This window comes from Enterobacter cloacae complex sp. 2024EL-00227 (assembly GCF_043945315.1).
GTDB lineage: Bacteria > Pseudomonadota > Gammaproteobacteria > Enterobacterales > Enterobacteriaceae > Enterobacter > Enterobacter roggenkampii.
Genome location: NZ_JBIMQP010000001.1, coordinates 586,786 through 604,107, shown reverse-complemented (window position 1 = coordinate 604,107; position 17,322 = coordinate 586,786). Strand labels below are relative to the sequence as shown.

The following is a 17,322-nucleotide window of genomic DNA, read 5'->3' as shown; positions in this document are numbered from 1 at the left end:
CCCGTGATTCTCCCGATCTGCACCCTCAACACATTGTTGGCGTCACGCACACTGATTGTCTGGTTTGTCTGTTTCATGGCTCCCTCTCCAGCTGTCGAACCGTAGTTCTCAAATGTTCCTGATTTATCCAGCCTCCATCCGACAGACCCTGCAACATAATTGTTGGACTGGATAAAGTTACCGATTTTGGCATTGGTGATCGTGCCATCCTGAATAAACGCTGAGCTGATAAAGACCTGTCCATTAACCACAGCGAACGGCGAATACTGGGTATCGCCACTGCCACTCATCAGCACGAACTGGTTAGCGTTGAAACCTACTCGGGTAACAATCGGCTGCCCTGCCTGCGCCAGAACGGCAATCGACATCCCGGCGTTATACATGATGCCGTTTATCCTCACGCCTGTTTTGAGGGTGTAGATAGCCGAAGCGCCAGAGGCATCAACGACGGCGGTAAGTTTGTCCTCCAGTGCTGCAGTAACATCATCAATCTGCGCCTGCACCTGCGTTGACAGTTCGGCCATTGCATTATCAACTTCAGCAATCGTCGTTTTAACCACCAGAATATCGGCACGCACTTCTCCGTATTGTGCCCACTGGTGCTCAACAGTTCCGTGGTTCGCCAGGGCGTTCTGTAGAATTCCCTCAATGTTGGTATCGATGTCACCGGTGAGGCGTTCCCCGTCGGCAGAGGTTAGGAAATCGTCTGCGATATCTCCAAGATAATCATCGGCGTTATCGTTAGACATCCCCCTGATCCAGTCGGTATACCCAGACTCGTTACCCGTTCTGTCGACCAGCTGCGCGCGGTACCAGAATTCCTGCCCTGCTTTAAGGCCGAGCTGGGTGTATTCCGCAGATGGATAAGGCACGTCTGAGAGCAAGAGTGGATCTGAAAAGTCACTGTTGGCAGTGTACTGAATTTCCGTTTTTAGCGTATCGCCGGTGTTTGCCGGGAAACCCCAGTTAAGACGAATCCCCCAGTTAATGCCCGTGGCTGTGAATCCTACTGGCTTAGGCGGATTACCTACTTTGCCGGTCAGTGTCTTCTCTTCTGAATATCCCCATCCTGAGGAAATTTCAGCGGCATTAATTGCGCGCACGCGCACCAGGTAGCGCCCGGCATAAATCCCCGGGACATCGAATGACGTGGTGGAGCTGCGCGGCACGTTAACCCAGTTCCCGTCGTTGCGGCGCCATTGCGCTTCATAGGCGATAGCGTTCTGCGCCTGGTCCCAGCTCACGCGCATGGTCTCAACGCTGATATTTTGTTGCACCACGGAAAACGAGCTGATCACTATGTTCGAAGGTGGCGACTGGTTACCCGGCGGGATCACACTCACCGGCCGCTGGTCAATGATGGCTCCGGTATCAATACGGTCATATTTATCCGGGTCGTGCCATGCGGCGGTAATCGAGAAGGTGCCATCATCGTTATCAGAAACGCTGACAACACGATACTGCTGCGCGTAAAGCTCGTCAGATTCAACCACCCAAACAGCTTCGGCCTGTGGCGTCTCACTGTATGCCGTGGTGACTGTGACTGATTCACCGTTCACGGCCTGAATGGTCCTGCTCTGCGATGCTCCGGAAGGTAGGTTGAGAATAAGGCGATCACCTGCAGCTGCATCTGCCACGCGGTCTAGTTTGATAACGCGACCGTTAACGGCGCTGATGCGGCCGCCCATAACCTTTCCGGAAAGCAGCTCGTCTGCCACGGCGATGATATAGCCCGGCTGCGGAATGTTGCCGTCCAGCCCGACATCAAACGAAACAACGCGATCCTTGTTGTTGGTGAGAATACCCCAGCGCCCCTTTCGGTTCGCTTCTGACTGCCTGGTGCAGCCGATGGCTGTCATTTCCAGCTGATTGAAGCCGTATCGCGCCACCAGCGCCTGCTCAAATACCGGCTCCATCGCGTCGGCATAAGCGTTTCCCGGGTCTGACCATGAAACCAGCGCTGTGGTGTAGCGGCTTTTCGTGGTGCTGCTCGAATAGGTGAAGCGACCGCCAACAACGTTAGCGCGCGTGTAGCTGTAATCCACATCACGGGGCATATCGGCCAGAGCAACGATCTGATCGCCACCCCAGTACGTCATGCCACGGAATATGGCCGCAAAATCACGCAGGACTGTATAAGCGTCGTTTCGGTCCTGGATGTACACGTTGCAGGTATAGCGTGGTTCTGTTCCATCGCCACCCTTACCGTCCGGAACCATCTGATCGCAATACTGGGCGACCTGATAAAGCGTCCATTTATCGATGTTAGCAGCAGTCAAACGGTGACCGAGGCCGAACCGGTCAGAAACAACCAGATCGTAAAATATCCACGCAGGGTTATCCGTCCATGCCCACTTAAACGCCCCGGTCCATGTCCCGCTGTAAGAGCGGGTTTCCGGGTCGTAAGTATCAGGAACCCGAATAACGCGGCCACGAGGCTCACAGGAGATCTGAGGTATAGAGCCATTAAACTGGCTGGAGTCGAATTCAATGTAGAGCAGCGCGGTATTCGGATATCGCAATTTCGCATCAATCACCTCAGTGAAGCTCTGTAGCGTCATCGTGTCGCCGATTTTCGCGCTGTTGGCGTCAGCGGTAATTTTGCGTAGTCTGATTGTCCAGGTGCTGCCCGCCTGAGGTAAATCAATACGGTGGCTACGTTCATAACCTGAGGTCGTTTTCCCGGTCACACTGGTATTGAGGACTGTCTGCCATGTCCCGCCGTCCGTCTGCAGGTCAATCGCATAATTGACCGAGTAACCCACCAGATCGCCGTCGTCCTCCTGTTTGAAAAGCGAGGGCCATTTCAGGCGCAGGCGAACTGCTGAAAGCTGCGTATTGGTAAACGTGCGCGTCCAGGCTGTAGCGCTTGATACCTCAGTTCCCACGCTGATTTCGTTTTCGGTACCGGGAATACCCTGAATATATTTTTGCGCCTGCGTTCCAGCGCGAAACTCCCACGTCACGCCGCTGAAGTTTTGGGAGCCGTCAGCATTCTCCAGGGCTGTTCCGTCCAGGTAGATATCTTTGCCGGTTAGCTGCCCTGCAAACTCCCCTTCCCCAAGCGCAACGAGGATTTTTGCCTTCGCTACAGATTGCAGATCATCAGGCTGTTCGGTAGGGGTTCGGGAACTTGAGCTGCCGCCCTTGCGGCCCTTTAACACTTTATCTGTAGCCATATTGCGCCCATAAAAAAAGCCACCCGAAGGTGGCCAGAAAAAAGGTTAGTTATCTACTGCTGATCTTCGACATAAATTCCGGCAGAAATAATCGCTCCGCCTATCCGCCGGCGACCATAAAGGAGCGGTACCGGGTAGCCTTGCGCCGCGGTGTTTGTTACACCACCGAATGCGTAGGATGCGCGGTTATCTGCACTTTGTTTGCTGGCTATGCCTGATGGCTGTGGTGAAAGAAGCTGAATAACCCCACCGAGGACCAACGAGGCGCCAGTTGCTGCAGCAAACCCAGTTAATCCACCAGCAGCGAACGCAGCGCCAACTCCGCCAGAAACAAAGACAGCAGCAGCTATCAAAACTGCTCCTAATATCGTCTGAAAAAGACCAGCGCGTTTACTACCGATAATTACAGGCATAATCCTTACTACATCGCCTTCAGAGGGAAAACCCATCTCATCTGCTGCAATATTTTTTTTCCCTTTGAATACCGCGAAAGTTAATCCGCGACGTTTACTGCTGATCATGAAGCTTTCGAAACCGGGCAATGTTTTACTTAAAGCAATAGCAGCTTCACCAGTTCGCGCTATCAGTCTTTGATGGGTTCTACCGAAGGTCTTTCCTAACACTCCGCCGAGCTGAATTGTTGTCATTACTTCTTTCATATTCTCACCATAAAAAAACCCGCCGAAGCGGGTTAAGTCTTGGTTAGATACAGCGTTCTATTACTTTAATCCGGCTGTTGATTCGATAAGCAAATAGGCCACCTTGATGACGGAATTCAATCTTGGTAATTCCGCCGTCCGATATTAAATCAACCATCTCAAGTTGAGATTGTGTAAATACAGTTTTACCACCGTCATAAGGCTGAATAAAAACGCTTCCATATTTTTGGCTTTCTTCTTGCCATCCAGCGAGTATGCATTCAGCTACTGCGTCAATTTGTTTCTTCGATTGAAAAGTATTTGACGCTGGCTCCTTCCGGAGATCCTGCATACTGGAACAACCAGCCATGATTAACAAAGAAAGTGCCAATAATGTTTTTTTCATATCCCTATCCCCTTTGGTTTTACAAAAGGTTAGCACAGAGATTTGTAACGTAGAATCTTCATCGTCCTTTCCTGCCAGTAGCCACCATACGGCACGCGCTGGCTCAGATGTCCGTACAGGTGGTGCAGCAGCATATTTCCCTCCAGCAGAATTCCCGCGTGATTCCACTTATCGGCCTGGACCTGCATGATCACCATATCACCGGGTTTCGGTGGTCCGTCGAATTCACGGAATCCGCACTCATACCAGCAATCATGATAGAAGTTGTCCGGATAGTCGTTTTCCCACCAGGGATAATCCACACGGTAATCGTGGAGCTCGATACCATGCGTTTGCCGGAAATAGCTCATTACCAGCCCCCAGCAGTCGAAATGTCCAAGCACAAACGGACGCTCCAGCAGCGGCAGTTCTCCGCGCGGCTGGATGGTGCGTAAATCACCCTCCGGCCAGCTCACAATATGCCAGGGTAAAAGCGTTGCGTCGCATTGCGCTTTATCCAGTTCGCTCGGTTGCGTTGTGGCGTCAGGGTGACTGTGAACGATGGCGATCACCGTTCCCCAGTCCTCAGCAGCTGCGTAGTCTTCGGGGCAAAGGACAAAATTTTCCTCCGGCGCCGTGGCAAGATTCCGGCACGGGAAATAACGTTCAACGCGGCTTTTCTGCGCCACCACGCCGCAACACTCAAGAGGGTATTCAGCTGCAGCATGCGCCATAATCTCATCGATGGTTTTCTGACGCATATCAACTCCTGATCAAAGACGTGCCCGGGAAGCCACCAAACGAGAGTTCGTTATTTTCGCCGAATCGGAGTTTGCAGGCCGTCAGCGTGCCGTTGCATTCATCCAGCGACGGATCGCTTACCGGGTTGTTGTTTTTGTCGAAATAGCGGGTGCCGGCATAGTCGCAGCCGTCGCCGGTACGATATTTATTCCGGATGCACCAGGTACACAGGGAATGAAGCTGTCGCGTCGGGATCATTTGCCCCTGCAGGTCCATCGGGCTGGACAGAACAAATTCAACGGTTTCACCGGCAAGCTCGCCCGTTTTCCCGTCGATATACCAGACCTGCAGCTTTTCCTGAGTCGGGTCTGCTGTGGGGTTGCCGTCCGCGAAATTTCTGGCATCGAGATATTTCTCTTTTGTGTCGTGAATAGTGACTTTCGCCTGCAGCAGATCGTCATAGGCAAGACACAGGGCAGAAATAGAGCTTTCGATGTTCGCAACCGTCAGTGATGGCGTTGCATTGCTCCCACTGGTTGATTTTTCCAGGCCTTCCAGCTGATACGGCCAGGCGGCGTATTCATTTCCCTGCCACCAGATTGGTTTCGCCGGAAGCTTGGACTCATCCCCACCAGCGGCGATGATTTCCGCTTCCGTGTGGGGAATGCTGTAATTGTGAAAGCGGAGAACGTCCGTTAGCCCAAAGGAAGAACCGTCCACCTCAATCAGACGAACATCGTTTCCGGATTCCAGCTTCTGATAATCTGCGTTTAAGCTCATGGTTTAAATGCCTGGATGAATGTTGCTTCAAGGTTGAATTTCCCCGCGCCAAGCCCGGTGGGTTTATACGTTTCGCAACGATACAAACCCAAAGGTTCGAGCGGTGGCTTCCATTGAAAGGCTTTCGTTCCTTCATGCCTGTCGAGAAAAGATTTAATGGCAGAAATGTAGGTTTCGTTGCCAGTGAAGTTAAGCGTCCACTGCTGAGTTCTGGTGTTCAATCCATCCCCTGAAACCTGCTCATATCCATCGCCAAATTGGGCTTTCCTGACGCGGAAACTTGTATCAGCCTCAGCGTTAATTCGTGGGCACCAGGTGAAAGTTTCAATGGCCATAATTATCGGGTTCCTTTCATTGCGTTCCAGATGTCGCCGCCGGGACGAATGTCACGCATCACATTCTGCTTATAACGACGATCAACAAATTCCCCGACCTCGGCACCAAATTGCTCAAGGCCTGGCGAGGCCTGAGTTTGAGTGTTGCCGTTACCATCGATGGTGATATAAACCTGTGGCGCCGACGATACGGACTGACCTCCGCCACCTCCGACCGCACGAACGCCGAGAGAACCATCAGCGGCGCGCGTAAGCGGCATAATGGCTTCCGGACCAGCCTCGGCAAAAACCCCTGCGCCTTTGGCAAAAGCAAACAGCTGAGGCGTCTGGAAAACGCCATTGCTGTAAGCGCTCAGGGACGGAGAGTCGTAAACATTACCCTTCGCATTAAAGGTAAAGTTCGCGCCAGCATTCTGAATAGCGGTACCGCTGCTGGCGGTTGCGGCTGACGAGGCACCAAAACTGAACAGTGATCCAATTGAGCTGACGCCATTAGCAACAGCCATGTTCACCAGAACGTTCTGGATAATCTTCAGTACGCTCACGCCCCAGTCCTTCCAGCTGTCAACGTTGCCATTGAGCATGTCGGTGATCGTGGTGACCGCGCCACCCATGGCCTGCTTCATGCCGTCAGCGGCCATGGAAGAATAATCAGTAGCTTCGTCCACCCAGTTCGCATAACCCTCAGACAGTTCCGTCATCCAGTCGTCACGCTGCGCATCAGAAGCTGCGTAATATCCCTCCTGGTCGCGCAGGCGCTCTTCGAGGTAGCGCTTATTAAGTGCCAGCCCATGCTGATAGAACGTCTCGTCGATTTCACCAGCCTGACGCTGGCGGAGAAGATCGGTATTCTTCTGCTCAAACTCCTTACGCAGATTGAACTGCTCCTGAAGTCTTTCACGGAACCTGGTTCCCTGCCCGTAGCCCAGCAGTTGCGCTTCATTGGCTGCGCGGGCGCTTGCGTTACTGTCAGCAAGGTTGGCTTCGTAATTTCGCAGTTGCTCACGTAATTTAACCTGGTCAATCAGCGCAGCATTCTGCAATACCGTCTTTTTCTGGGCTTCTGTCAGAGAAGCAAGTTCGCCTTGGCTGACCTGGTATTTAACCTTCGCCAGTTCAGTATTCTGGCCTTGCAGGGCAATCTGCTCTTTTTGCTGCTTGATAAGGCGCTTATACACATCCTCGGTTTTCTCGCCTTCGGTTTTACCGCCCTTCGCCTTAGGTTTGTTGGCCTCATTATTCCGCCATTCAGCAAGACCGTTATTAATCAACTCCTGACGGCCTGTCTGGAATTGCGGATCACTGGTTAACCCCAGGTCATCGGCTGCATAACTCAGTCTCAGGCGCTCTTTTGCTTCACCCTTCAGGCGTGACAACTCCAGATCCCGGCGGCTCTTTTCGAGGGCATCGGTTTGTTTTTTGTCGAGGTCGGCCTGAGGGAGTCTGAGCGGGACGTTAGCCAGCCCTTGCCGGGCCATAAGGAGTTGGTTACCCAGACCGAGCAATCGATTAAGTTCATCGTGCTGCCCATTCATCAACAGAAGTGATTGATAAGCCCGGTTCTGATTTGCCGCCTCCTCCCGAATTAACGTCACACGCCGATGCTCAAGACCTTCAAGAACCTGTTGGATAGATGCAGATTTCTCCTGCATCTGAGCAAGTCTTTCCTGCTCAACAGATAACTGTTCAGTGGCTGTAGCCAGTCCACGGGTCACGGTATCCAAAGATGTAAGGTGGTTAATCATGAAACCACCGCTGGTCGTTGGACCGGGATTACTGATCACTGACTGATAACCAGCTATCTGCTCTTTCAGATTTTCGATCTTGCTCTTTTGTTCATCTATCAGCCTGTTCTGCTCATTCAATGCTGCGCGCGTCTTCTCAGCATTGTCTGAAGCTTCAGGCAAAGACATTGCCTTCGACTTTTTACTGACTTCATCAATCGTGGTGGCGTATTCCTGCGCCGAACGACGGGCCTGCTCCTGATTCTGATACATCGCATACCAGGCTCCTGCTCCCAGCATCACCAGACCCGGCACGCCGCCAATCAGGCCAAGCGCACCACTCATCAGGCGAGTACCAACTGATGTTACATTGTTGAGATTTCGCTGGGTGGAGACGCGATTTGCCAGATTCCTGTCTCTGGCCGCCTCCGCAGAAGCCAGTCGTCTTTCAGCAATAGCCTGAGCGTCGGCATTTTTTGCAGCCACCAGACCTGCCTGCGCACGCTCAAGCGCAGTTCTGGCCCTGACTTTTTCTGTGGCGGTGCCACTTGCAAGAGCGGTATTCAGCCTGGCTTGAGCTGCTGTAACTTTTGCCTCTGCCGCCGCAATTTTCTCTTGCTGGGCGGCCTGAACATCTGCGCTTCGCGATCGCTGAACAGCTTGCTGGGCTCGATAAACTTCTGCCCTTGAAGCTGCAACAGCAGACTGAGCTGCTTTATCCTGCGCAACAGCAAGTGCAACCTCTGACTTAGCGGCTGAAATTAGCGCACCTGTTGCACTCGTGGCGCTGGTTACAACTCCGCTTAGATAGCGTGCAAGCCCCACGCCAACTAGCGCCCCAGCCACTGTTGTTATTGTGGACATGTTGTCAGCAACGTCATTCAGTGTGCCGCTCACTGCTGATGAGGTAAAAGAATCAAGCGTCTGGGCAACATTATCCAATCCGCCAGACAACGCATCAGTAGCACCGGTAGCCTGGTTTACACCGCCAACCCAGGCCATGAATGAGTTAGTTACTTTTTGAAGTGACCCGGAAACCGTTTGTGGCATGCTGGCAAATTCGCCCTGCAACGCTCCTAACTGGCTCATTAAAGCTGGGACAACCTTATCAATCGTAAGCTGTCCCTGGTCAGCCATGCTCTTCAGGTCTTTGCGGGCTACACCCATTCCCGCAGCCAGAGCGCGGATTACCCGATCACCGGCTTCGTTAACGGCATTAAATTCTTCACCGCGAAGAACGCCTTGTGCGAGCGCCTGGCTGAACTGAGTGATAACAGAACTCGCCTCCTGAGTGTTAGCCCCAGAAAGTTTTAGGCCGGTAGAGACAGCTTCTGTAATTTTCAGAACTTCGTCAGAGCTATAGCCGTACTCGCGCATTGAGGCTGCTGCGCGGGAAAAAAGGTTTGCGTTATCTGAAAATGCCGTGCCGGTTCTTTGGCTGATTTCCATTAACTGACGCTGTGAAGCGGCAAAATCATCAGCAGAAGATGATGCCTGTTTGAGACGAGCGTTTACGGAGTTCCATTCATCAGCAATCTGCACAATTTTACCCGTTGCAAAGGCTGCCGTAGCTGCGGCGGCAGCCCTTCCAGCAGATGCAAATCCGGCGGTCAAATCAGAGAGCGCCCTTTCGCTCTCTCTGGCAGCAGCGGCGGCCTGCCGACCGCCATTCTGCATGGTGCGGTAATAATCCTGCCCCATTCGTGAGGCGCGGGAAATTTCCGTCTGGAAAGATTGAGAATTGGCGGAAATTTTGATTATTAATTCGCGTAAGGTTGCCATTTATCCAAACTCCAGACGTAAAAAAACCGCCGAAGCGGTTTTATTTTTATTGTTTCCAGACCTTTTGCCTGGCTTCTTCAAGGTATTCTTCATCGGTTTTAGCCGGAGGTGATTCGGCCATCAAATCACTGCCACAATGTTTACATTTAATGGCTGCGTTTTTGATTATTTCCGCACAGAACGGACACTTTTTCATACCCTCATTTTCAATTAAGTCTTTTTCTTCAGCTGCAACATCTTTTTTAATTACCAGCGAGTGTACAAAGGCAATAATAAACAGCAATGCACCATAAACCCACCAAGCAAAGAAAGAGCGGCCTTTGCTTTGAGCTATTAAGGCTGGAACTAAGCCTATTACAATTGAAACAAGTAAAATTTCCATTTTCTATCCCCAGAATTATTAGTGGCTAAAATCCTAATGTTTTCTGGGTAAAAAGTCACTGAGTTGCAGCTGTAAGTGCAGCCTCAAGCCCTGCAAACGGGTCCTTCGGTTCTGATTGCTCGTCACCACCCCAGCGCAGGATCGCATCGTCCAGCGGTACTTTTGCCCCCTGCGAGCCGTAGATGGCAGAGACGAGCTGGGCGGCCTGAATGTCACCACGAATATCGCCAACCGGACTTTGCCTGTCGTACTCAATCCACATCAGAAGCTCGCTTGCCGTCATATTCTGCCGAAGCTCTGAGAGCGTGCGCCCCATCCGGAGCGCAAGCGACATCAGAAACTTTACGCCGGGGGTTGAGACTTTTCCCGCGCTTCGTCCGCGTTGTTGATCAGGTCAAGCGCCTGTTTGAGCAGGCGTGAATGGACGGGGCCGTAGATTTCACGCACCTGCTCTTCTTCGTCTACGCTGAATACCGGTTGCTTATCGGTGTCACACAGAACGTCAATGAAGAGCACCACGTCAGCGCAAAGATTACGGTGTGCCTTTTCCGATACCGACACATTTTCATCATCAGCACCCGCTTTCACCACTTCCTGCCAGCGCAGCCAGGCTTCACCTGACGGCTCACGGAGAACCACTTTGACGCCTTCCCACTCAGGAACGGCGACCGTCTTATGACGAAATCCCGACATCTTAGCCAGGGCGAGATTTTTAATATTCTTCATGAGACCTCTCAGGAGCCAGACTCGATGTTTTCAGGCTTACCTTTCAGGCGCAGGGAGAACGTTGCCGCCACTACGCCGTTGGTACCGGAAGACCAGGTGTGCTGGCGGATTTCAGCCAGGAACTTAAAGCCCTTGCCGGACGGGAAGATAACCTGGAAAGCGTAGGTCGTATCGTTGTCATACGCCTCACGCAAGGCGTCCTGCGCCGGATTCTTGTAGAAGTTGCCGGACAGAGAGATTTCTGACGGAGAAGGCAGGCCGTTGATGTTCTCCTGCTCGGTAGAGCAAAGTGTTGTTACGTCGATATCCTGCTTCTGACCACCGGTGAACTGAATTTCTTTGATGGTGCAACTCAGATCGAGGAAGGTTGCGGAATCCATCGTTTCTTTGGTGGCTGGCAGGGAGGAAATAAGGATCTTCGTCAGCTGCGATTTTTCATAAAGTGCAGACATAGCTGTCTCCTGGAAAAAGAAAACCCGCCATCAGGCGGGTTCGTTGGGTGAATTAATTGTCAGGGGGTAACTTTAAAATCCAGGGTGGCACGGTAGAGCCGATAATCTGGCTCGTACCCGGGGATTTTTACCACCTCTGTAGGATTTAACGGCTCAAGCGAAGCGAGCGCCAAATCTCTCAGGGATCGTGATTCAGCGATCGAAGTGGAATACACATCGACCTGAACGGAAACCCTGCTCTCTGCCTGGCCACACAGCACGTCAGCGGAAACATCATCGACGATGGAAAAGATAATCCAGGGTGGAGAGACAGACGGTTTCCCGTCACTACCTAATGGCGCAACATAGGGGTATACCCTTCCCTCTGCCAGGGTAGAAAGCAAGGCGTAGATATTATCTTCATTCACTTGCTCAGTACCTCATCAATAGCCTGATTCATCCTGGCAATGGCGACGCTGGCGGCCTCTTCCTCGCGCGTATCGTAAGCGGGTCGCACAAACGGATGTGCAGGCATGTTCGCGGTGCCCAGTTCAACGAATCGCCAGTAAAAGGCGTTTCTCGGGTTATTCGCCTTCATCGTGTTATCGCTGTTGCCGGTGCGCGGGTTAACGCCACGAATATGGACGCCGGAAGAAATCTCCCCGCGGCGGCGGCTTTTTTGGGTCACCACCACCACGTTTTTTTTCAGTTTCCCGGTACGCACCGGCGCGCGGGCGATCACTTCTTCCTTAAGCACTTCGGCGCCGGCGCGCGTAGCATCTCGCAGAACCTTGTTGTTTTCAGCGCGGCTAAGCGCCTCCAGATCCTTTGCGATGTCATTCAGCCCGGAAAAATCGAGGCTCGTCTCAATCATTTTTCAGCTCCCGTTTTGCAAAGAATTTCCAGGCGAGTGCCAGTCGCATTTGCTACAGGAGGACCGATGATATTTAGCACCTGACCTTTATACGGGCCGCTGAGCACTTCCAGACGAGAAGAGGCGTTCAGCTCTGACCTGAAGCGCATCCAGACGCGAATGGTTGCCTGCGCCGTTTCCGCGCCGCCTGAAAGCTGCTCTCTGCCGCTGATCCCCTTTACCTCAGCCGGGACCGGGTTGCCACCAGTCCACGATTCAACCGGCTGACCAGATGGATCGCGCGAAGTCGTGAAGGTGAGAATTTTTACCCGGTGCCTGAATCGTCCAGGTTCCATCAGGAGCCCTCCTCAGGTTCAGATTTACCGCGCCAGTTGCGATGGATGAACATCATCCGTTCTGCGGCGGCGTTCTCATAAAGCTGTACTTCACTCTGCGCGGTCCTGTGCTCGAACATGTCCGCAAACACCAGCAGTACGGCGCCCTTCACTGCTGCAGGAATGTCAGTTGCCGCTTTCCATGCCGGTTCATCACACCACCGGTAGCAGTAGTCAAAGGCTGCCTGTGCGTACAGCGTGATCAGCTCGTCCCTGTCATCCTCCTCAAACTCAATCTGCTGTTTGAAAAGGGGGAGGCTAATTACATCCAAAACTTCTATCGCCATACGTTAAAAGGGCGGGTTACCCCGCCCTCCTCCATCATGAGCCAGAAGAGAAAGTGCCCTTGATGATTGCCGTCGGGCGATAGTGCGCCAGCGCCAGGCGCTCTTCGCACAGGATGGTCAGCATGTTTTTCACGAAGTTATCGCGGTCTTCACGGCTTACTTCCACGGTGGCATCCATGCGATCCCACACCTGAGAGGCCATATCGAAACCGCCCACCGTAAAGGTACCGGCGGCCTGTGCCTTAGTCGGAACTACCGGCAGCCCCCACATGATGTTGCTGGTAAACGCCTGAGGGCCGCCGAAAATATAACGGCCTTCATTGTCTTTCAGCAGCGCAATGTTGTGCCAGTCGCGCGGGTTCAGGACGATACCGGAAGCGCTAAACTCAGATTCGGTCACCTGATAAATGGCGTGAGCGATAATGTCAGCGCGGGTGTCGCCGGTGGCGTTCAGCGAGGTGTCGTAGGCGGTTGCCACTTTGTTCAGACCTTCCAGGTTATCCCCGGTGCCGTCGCCGTTCAGCAGCTGGCCTTCTTCCTTCAGCGCCAGACCGTACATGAGGCGGTTGTTGACGTATGACTGCAGCATTGGCGCATCGTCCATCACCTGACGTGATGCCTGCACCCAGTGCGCGATGGTCTTTACGTTCGCGGTCTGTTTGCTGAAGGTGATATCCGACTCTGGCTTAAGCGCCTTCTCTGCCACTACGTCGGCGTTATTGGTAAACACCTCTTCACGCACGTATTCGAGAGCGTTGCTGGAAATGCGGCCCTGAGCCAGCAGGTCACGAATAGTCAGACGGCGCAGGCCCGGCATGATGATGCCAGGGATCTGCATCGGCTGGATCAGTGAGCCAGCAGAATCAGCGTCACTGCCGAGAGACTTGTTAAACGTCTTCGCGTCGAAGGTGCCCTGTTTACCGTCCCATGACTTGATGAGCTCTTCAGCAGCACGTTCAGAGAAGGATTTCTTCTCACCCGGATTTTCAGCACCGGAAGCCAGTTTCTGTTCCAGATCGAAGAGGCGGGTACCGGATTTGGACAGTTCTTCCTGTACTTTTGCCAGGTCGGACTGCAGCTGTTTGGAAACCTGGCCCGTGCTTTCGATTTCAGCTTTCTGCGCATCGAACAGCTGGGTCATTTTCTGCTGGGATTCTTCGATTGCTTTTTGAATGAGAGCGAGTTCAGACATAATTAATTACCTAAATTGGAAGGGAAAGATTTAATGCTCTGAAGCAGAGCGTTGATTTGTGCTTCGTTTCCGTCGCCCTCGGACTCGCTCCGAATCGCTGACTTAAACCGGGCTATTAACCCAACTGCCTGTGATTTGGTGAGCCCGACTGAATCCCTCAGCCAGTTCTCCACATCACGAATCGTTTCAATGCCATCGACACTTTTCATGGCTGCGATGCCAGCCTGTTCGTTGGCGGGGAAAGTGCAGACGCTGATTTCGCGCAGAGCCTGGATATTCTTAAAAATGCGGCCTGTTGGAATGATGGTGTAATCGTCTTTCGCAACGGAAAAGCCAACCGACATACCCTCAACCGTACCGTGCTGCATTGCAGCTTTCAGGTCGGCGGCGCCGCTGTGCCCTGGGGTAAGTTGACCGCGCACATACAGGCCTTTTTCGTCTTCGGCCAGGCTGTCCCATTTACCAACCGGCAGCTCCCACGTCTTGTGGTTGAAAAACATCGCCACTTTGCGGGTCTGGTTCGCCAGTGCGTTCTTAAACGCCCCGGGCAGAATGATGTCGCCATCGGAATCGGTGTTATTGAAAACTGAGGCATAGCCTTCGAAAATCCCCTGCTTCCCGTCACCGGTGAACTTGATTTCTGTCTCGTCGAAAGACAGCGTTTTTACGATTTCAGGCATCACGGCCCCCATAAAAATTAAGCCCCGTCATTACGGGGCTCTTTGTTGGTTCCTAAGTCGGTAATTGGCACATACTGCGCCTGTCGCATCGCCACATCGCCACCAGGTAATGGCGGCATGTTGTCCGTTCGGCGCATTTCGTTGATGGTACGGAGGCCGGACTCTCCCATTGCCTTCATGAACGCGGCACGGGAGGCAGAATCGCCCCTCAGCAGACCATCAAGATTGTGCTCAGCATGCAGGCGACCGACATCATTAGACGGGATCAGCCATCGCTGAATGCTGTTTTCCCACCGGGAGATATAGGGCTGCAGCGTGTACTGCAGGAAGCCGAGATTCTGCTGCTCGATACCCGATCCCCAGCTCGTTGACTTCTCAACGTCGCCGACAAGGTGAGGCGGTACGCCAAAGAACCGCGCCAGCTCGCTGACCTGAAATTTTCGGGACGCCATCATTTCGGCATCCTGTGGCGTTACGCCAATTGCTGAGGTAGAAAAGCCCGCTTCCAGAATCCAGAGGCGTTTTTTTACCGGGCCGCCGGCTATCTCTTTAAAGTTCTCTTCGACCTGCGAACGCTGCTGTTCAGTCAGCACTTTTTCGCCGGTTGAGAGGATTTGCGGAGACTTGGCGCCGTTGGCAAAGAAATCTCGCTGCTGGTCCTCCATCGCAACTGCAACACCTGCTGATTTACAGGCAAAAGCAATGGGTGACAGGCCGACCAGCCCGGTGAATCCGAAGCCTTTAAGGTGAAAAATCTCTCTCTGCGAAAAGTCGGCGTATTCGCTGTCGCGTTGATAGCGATAAACCAATTTTTTTCCGACGAGTTTCACATCCATATTGGCAGACTGAAGCGGGAGAAGGCTGATCACGTCACCCGCGCTGTTGCGGTCCACCAGTGCATATGCGTTACCGTAGAAACAAAGCTGCATCGTCATGGCCTCCCTGAATTCCTGGGCGGTCATGTACTGATTCGGTGAGTAGCGCAGCAGTCGCGCCAGCGGATTGCTCAAACCCACTTTTTTGCGGTTGTCATTCTCGTCTGTTTCGAAGACATCAAGCGGTAAGCATGCCGTGAGCGTTGAAATCAGGCTCACGCAGCGCCAAACCGTCGAAATTTGCAGTATCCGTTCATCGTTAATGGATGAATCGCCCAGGTGTCCGTGGGCCGAAACAGGTCCCGTCTGTGAGCCCTGATTTGGGGTGACTAAACGCCCGCCGACAAACCAGGACTGCAGCCTTGCCCACCAGCCGTTATTGGTTCGCAGGTCAATCGTGTATTTAGGTTCTTCCATCACATGCTCAGCGGTCGGAAAATAAAGTCGTCGAAGTCACCACCCGGTTCGGTAACTTCCCCATTAGCAGCACCAACGGACATTGTCATTGCGACCATGCCATCAATACGGCCCGTTGCTTTGGATTTATCGAGCTTGCGGTTGCCAGCAGCATCTTTCACCACCACCGCATTCACAGCACACATCGTTAATACGGGGTGCATGCCATGCCTCACACGCCCGTTAAGCATCAGAGACTCCAGTGTGTCTACAGCTGGCCCCATATCCTTAAAGCCCTGGCCGAACTCGACCAGCGGGAGGCTCAGCCCAATGGCATCGGCATCCTTCCTGAACTGGTCAATGCGCCAGCGGTCAAAAGCCATCGACGTAAGGTCGAAATCACCGATAATTTCAGCGATATCCGCAACGACGAATGAGTAATCCACCGAAGCGCCTGGCGTGGTGCGCAGCAACCCCTCTCTCACCCAGACGTCATAGGGTGCGCGGTCCGTTTTGGTTCGCTCTTCAAGAGTCTTTTGCGGTGTCCAGAAGAAGGGGAAAACATCCCAGACACCATCATCTGCTTCACCAGCAATAACCAGCGCCGTTAAGTCGTTCCTGGCTGACAGATCCAGCCCCGCGTACCACTTCCTCGGCGTGTTAATCGGCATATCTCCGCACAGCTCCCACACGCTGCGGGAGATAAACGGCGATACGGTAGAAACGCGCTGATTGAGGTTGAGGTTTCGGAAGGTGTTTTCGAAGCTTGGCATTCGGCCAGCTTTCTCAGCCTGGCGCGCCATGTCTTTTTCTGACCTGAATGTTCCCAGCGCCGGGTTCGCAGCCAGCCAGGACTCGCGTTTACTGATATCAGCGTCTTTTGGCGCTTCATAAACGTGGCACACGATGTGCGGATCTTTCGATTTGACCGCATCATCAATCCAGATGCTCAGCAGATCAGCATCGTTTGCTGCCTGCGTACTGATAACAATCAGCAGCGGGCTTTCGTGGGCCCCCTGCGCCGTAGTTATTGCATCGATAAAATCATCCTGTGGTCCCCTAACCTGCCCGGTTTCATCGAGAATGGCCAGAATGGGGGAAAGGCCGTGCGTCGTCTTACCTTCTGCGGATAAGGCCTTGTATTCGACGTTACACGGCAGGCCGATCAGCTTTTTGCCGCTTGGCGTAATGTGCACAATCTCCTGCAGCTTGGGGTTTAGGTTAACCATCTTCACCGCAAGGTTAAAAACGATGGCCGCCTGTTCCCGGCTGAGTGCACCGCTGACAATCTGCGTGTTCTGCACGGCTTCAGGCCCCACCAGGTGAGCCAGCAGAATTCCGGCAATTAGGCCAGTCTTACCATTTTTTCGGGCGATGCTGAGGATCGCCATATCCGTTCCGGCTGGATTGTCGTAAACCGCCAGGATGAATTCTTTCTGAAAGGGGTCCAGCCTCATTGGCTGGCCGATAAGCTTGCCTTCCGGCACGATGCAAAAGCGCTCAATGAACGCTATTACACGCTCACCTCGCGTCATAGTCTT

At 53.0% G+C, this 17,322-nt stretch carries 18 protein-coding genes and 1 pseudogene; all 19 read right to left on the bottom strand.

Features of this window, described 5'->3' with window-relative positions; translation table 11 throughout:
• A partial coding sequence (locus ACHH0Z_RS02955) for a host specificity protein J (RefSeq protein WP_395149491.1) occupies positions 1 to 3,179 on the bottom strand: 3,179 nt, incomplete at its 3' end.
• Positions 3,180 to 3,232: 53 nt separating this feature from the next.
• On the bottom strand, positions 3,233 to 3,838 hold the full coding sequence (locus ACHH0Z_RS02950) for a tail assembly protein (protein ID WP_045407307.1): 606 nt from the start codon (positions 3,836 to 3,838) through the stop codon (positions 3,233 to 3,235).
• Between the two features lie 43 nt (positions 3,839 to 3,881).
• Entirely contained in the window at positions 3,882 to 4,223 is a 342-nt protein-coding gene (locus ACHH0Z_RS02945; RefSeq protein ID WP_032624416.1) for a hypothetical protein, read from the bottom strand.
• Between the two features lie 29 nt (positions 4,224 to 4,252).
• Complete coding sequence (locus ACHH0Z_RS02940; protein WP_045407310.1) at positions 4,253 to 4,963, bottom strand: C40 family peptidase; 711 nt, start codon at positions 4,961 to 4,963, stop codon at positions 4,253 to 4,255.
• A gap of 1 nt (position 4,964) precedes the next feature.
• Complete coding sequence (locus tag ACHH0Z_RS02935; RefSeq protein WP_045407314.1) at positions 4,965 to 5,723, bottom strand: phage minor tail protein L; 759 nt, start codon at positions 5,721 to 5,723, stop codon at positions 4,965 to 4,967.
• Positions 5,720 to 6,058 carry a phage tail protein gene (locus ACHH0Z_RS02930; RefSeq protein ID WP_000963855.1) on the bottom strand — a complete coding sequence of 113 codons (339 nt, stop codon included), beginning with the start codon at positions 6,056 to 6,058 and terminating at the stop codon, positions 5,720 to 5,722. The genes ACHH0Z_RS02935 and ACHH0Z_RS02930 overlap by 4 nt, the downstream gene beginning before the upstream one ends.
• Positions 6,059 to 6,060: 2 nt before the next feature.
• Positions 6,061 to 9,564 carry a phage tail tape measure protein gene (locus ACHH0Z_RS02925; RefSeq protein WP_395149490.1) on the bottom strand — a complete coding sequence of 1,168 codons (3,504 nt, stop codon included), beginning with the start codon at positions 9,562 to 9,564 and terminating at the stop codon, positions 6,061 to 6,063.
• Between the two features lie 46 nt (positions 9,565 to 9,610).
• Entirely contained in the window at positions 9,611 to 9,946 is a 336-nt protein-coding gene (locus tag ACHH0Z_RS02920; protein WP_032665364.1) for a zinc ribbon domain-containing protein, read from the bottom strand.
• A gap of 55 nt (positions 9,947 to 10,001) precedes the next feature.
• A complete protein-coding gene (locus ACHH0Z_RS02915) occupies positions 10,002 to 10,280 on the bottom strand; it encodes a DUF4035 domain-containing protein (protein WP_006809154.1) in 279 nt (92 codons plus the stop codon).
• Positions 10,281 to 10,288: 8 nt separating this feature from the next.
• On the bottom strand, positions 10,289 to 10,672 hold the full coding sequence (locus ACHH0Z_RS02910) for a phage tail assembly chaperone (RefSeq protein WP_001549114.1): 384 nt from the start codon (positions 10,670 to 10,672) through the stop codon (positions 10,289 to 10,291).
• A 32-nt stretch (positions 10,673 to 10,704) separates the two neighbouring features.
• Positions 10,705 to 11,124: pseudogene (locus ACHH0Z_RS02905) on the bottom strand (phage tail tube protein); the annotation flags it as partial.
• A gap of 59 nt (positions 11,125 to 11,183) precedes the next feature.
• On the bottom strand, positions 11,184 to 11,531 hold the full coding sequence (locus tag ACHH0Z_RS02900; RefSeq protein WP_045407322.1) for a DUF3168 domain-containing protein: 348 nt from the start codon (positions 11,529 to 11,531) through the stop codon (positions 11,184 to 11,186).
• The gene (locus ACHH0Z_RS02895) at positions 11,528 to 11,977 is read right to left on the bottom strand and encodes an HK97-gp10 family putative phage morphogenesis protein (RefSeq protein WP_006809157.1); all 450 of its coding nucleotides are present in this window, start codon (positions 11,975 to 11,977) and stop codon (positions 11,528 to 11,530) included. The genes ACHH0Z_RS02900 and ACHH0Z_RS02895 overlap by 4 nt, the downstream gene beginning before the upstream one ends.
• Entirely contained in the window at positions 11,974 to 12,312 is a 339-nt protein-coding gene (locus ACHH0Z_RS02890; RefSeq protein ID WP_016042205.1) for a phage head closure protein, read from the bottom strand. Before ACHH0Z_RS02890 ends, ACHH0Z_RS02895 begins: the two co-directional genes overlap by 4 nt.
• Entirely contained in the window at positions 12,312 to 12,638 is a 327-nt protein-coding gene (locus ACHH0Z_RS02885) for a head-tail connector protein (protein ID WP_084832237.1), read from the bottom strand. Before ACHH0Z_RS02885 ends, ACHH0Z_RS02890 begins: the two co-directional genes overlap by 1 nt.
• Before the next feature lie 34 nt (positions 12,639 to 12,672).
• A complete protein-coding gene (locus ACHH0Z_RS02880) occupies positions 12,673 to 13,830 on the bottom strand; it encodes a phage major capsid protein (protein WP_047747470.1) in 1,158 nt (385 codons plus the stop codon).
• 2 nt (positions 13,831 to 13,832) lie between these two features.
• Positions 13,833 to 14,510 (bottom strand): HK97 family phage prohead protease, encoded by a 678-nt coding sequence (locus ACHH0Z_RS02875; RefSeq protein ID WP_016063561.1) that lies wholly within the window; start codon positions 14,508 to 14,510, stop codon positions 13,833 to 13,835.
• A gap of 17 nt (positions 14,511 to 14,527) precedes the next feature.
• Entirely contained in the window at positions 14,528 to 15,802 is a 1,275-nt protein-coding gene (locus tag ACHH0Z_RS02870) for a phage portal protein (RefSeq protein WP_045407327.1), read from the bottom strand.
• Positions 15,802 to 17,316: a terminase large subunit gene (locus ACHH0Z_RS02865; protein ID WP_045407329.1), complete on the bottom strand. Its 1,515-nt coding sequence runs from the start codon at positions 17,314 to 17,316 to the stop codon at positions 15,802 to 15,804. The genes ACHH0Z_RS02870 and ACHH0Z_RS02865 overlap by 1 nt, the downstream gene beginning before the upstream one ends.
• Positions 17,317 to 17,322 lie beyond the last annotated feature (6 nt).

What these genes read in the sequence shown, in the direction of transcription:
- ACHH0Z_RS02885 (WP_084832237.1), bottom strand. Translation starts at nt 12,638, where the DNA reads ATGGCGATAGAAGTTTTGGATGTAATTAGCCTCCCCCTTTTCAAACAG.
- ACHH0Z_RS02895 (WP_006809157.1), bottom strand. Translation starts at nt 11,977, where the DNA reads ATGATTGAGACGAGCCTCGATTTTTCCGGGCTGAATGACATCGCAAAG.
- ACHH0Z_RS02880 (WP_047747470.1), bottom strand. Translation starts at nt 13,830, where the DNA reads ATGTCTGAACTCGCTCTCATTCAAAAAGCAATCGAAGAATCCCAGCAG.
- ACHH0Z_RS02910 (WP_001549114.1), bottom strand. Translation starts at nt 10,672, where the DNA reads ATGAAGAATATTAAAAATCTCGCCCTGGCTAAGATGTCGGGATTTCGT.
- ACHH0Z_RS02935 (WP_045407314.1), bottom strand. Translation starts at nt 5,723, where the DNA reads ATGAGCTTAAACGCAGATTATCAGAAGCTGGAATCCGGAAACGATGTT.
- ACHH0Z_RS02925 (WP_395149490.1), bottom strand. Translation starts at nt 9,564, where the DNA reads ATGGCAACCTTACGCGAATTAATAATCAAAATTTCCGCCAATTCTCAA.
- ACHH0Z_RS02945 (WP_032624416.1), bottom strand. Translation starts at nt 4,223, where the DNA reads ATGAAAAAAACATTATTGGCACTTTCTTTGTTAATCATGGCTGGTTGT.
- ACHH0Z_RS02940 (WP_045407310.1), bottom strand. Translation starts at nt 4,963, where the DNA reads ATGCGTCAGAAAACCATCGATGAGATTATGGCGCATGCTGCAGCTGAA.
- ACHH0Z_RS02890 (WP_016042205.1), bottom strand. Translation starts at nt 12,312, where the DNA reads ATGGAACCTGGACGATTCAGGCACCGGGTAAAAATTCTCACCTTCACG.
- ACHH0Z_RS02915 (WP_006809154.1), bottom strand. Translation starts at nt 10,280, where the DNA reads ATGTCGCTTGCGCTCCGGATGGGGCGCACGCTCTCAGAGCTTCGGCAG.
- ACHH0Z_RS02930 (WP_000963855.1), bottom strand. Translation starts at nt 6,058, where the DNA reads ATGGCCATTGAAACTTTCACCTGGTGCCCACGAATTAACGCTGAGGCT.
- ACHH0Z_RS02950 (WP_045407307.1), bottom strand. Translation starts at nt 3,838, where the DNA reads ATGAAAGAAGTAATGACAACAATTCAGCTCGGCGGAGTGTTAGGAAAG.
- ACHH0Z_RS02870 (WP_045407327.1), bottom strand. Translation starts at nt 15,802, where the DNA reads ATGGAAGAACCTAAATACACGATTGACCTGCGAACCAATAACGGCTGG.
- ACHH0Z_RS02865 (WP_045407329.1), bottom strand. Translation starts at nt 17,316, where the DNA reads ATGACGCGAGGTGAGCGTGTAATAGCGTTCATTGAGCGCTTTTGCATC.
- ACHH0Z_RS02875 (WP_016063561.1), bottom strand. Translation starts at nt 14,510, where the DNA reads ATGCCTGAAATCGTAAAAACGCTGTCTTTCGACGAGACAGAAATCAAG.
- ACHH0Z_RS02920 (WP_032665364.1), bottom strand. Translation starts at nt 9,946, where the DNA reads ATGGAAATTTTACTTGTTTCAATTGTAATAGGCTTAGTTCCAGCCTTA.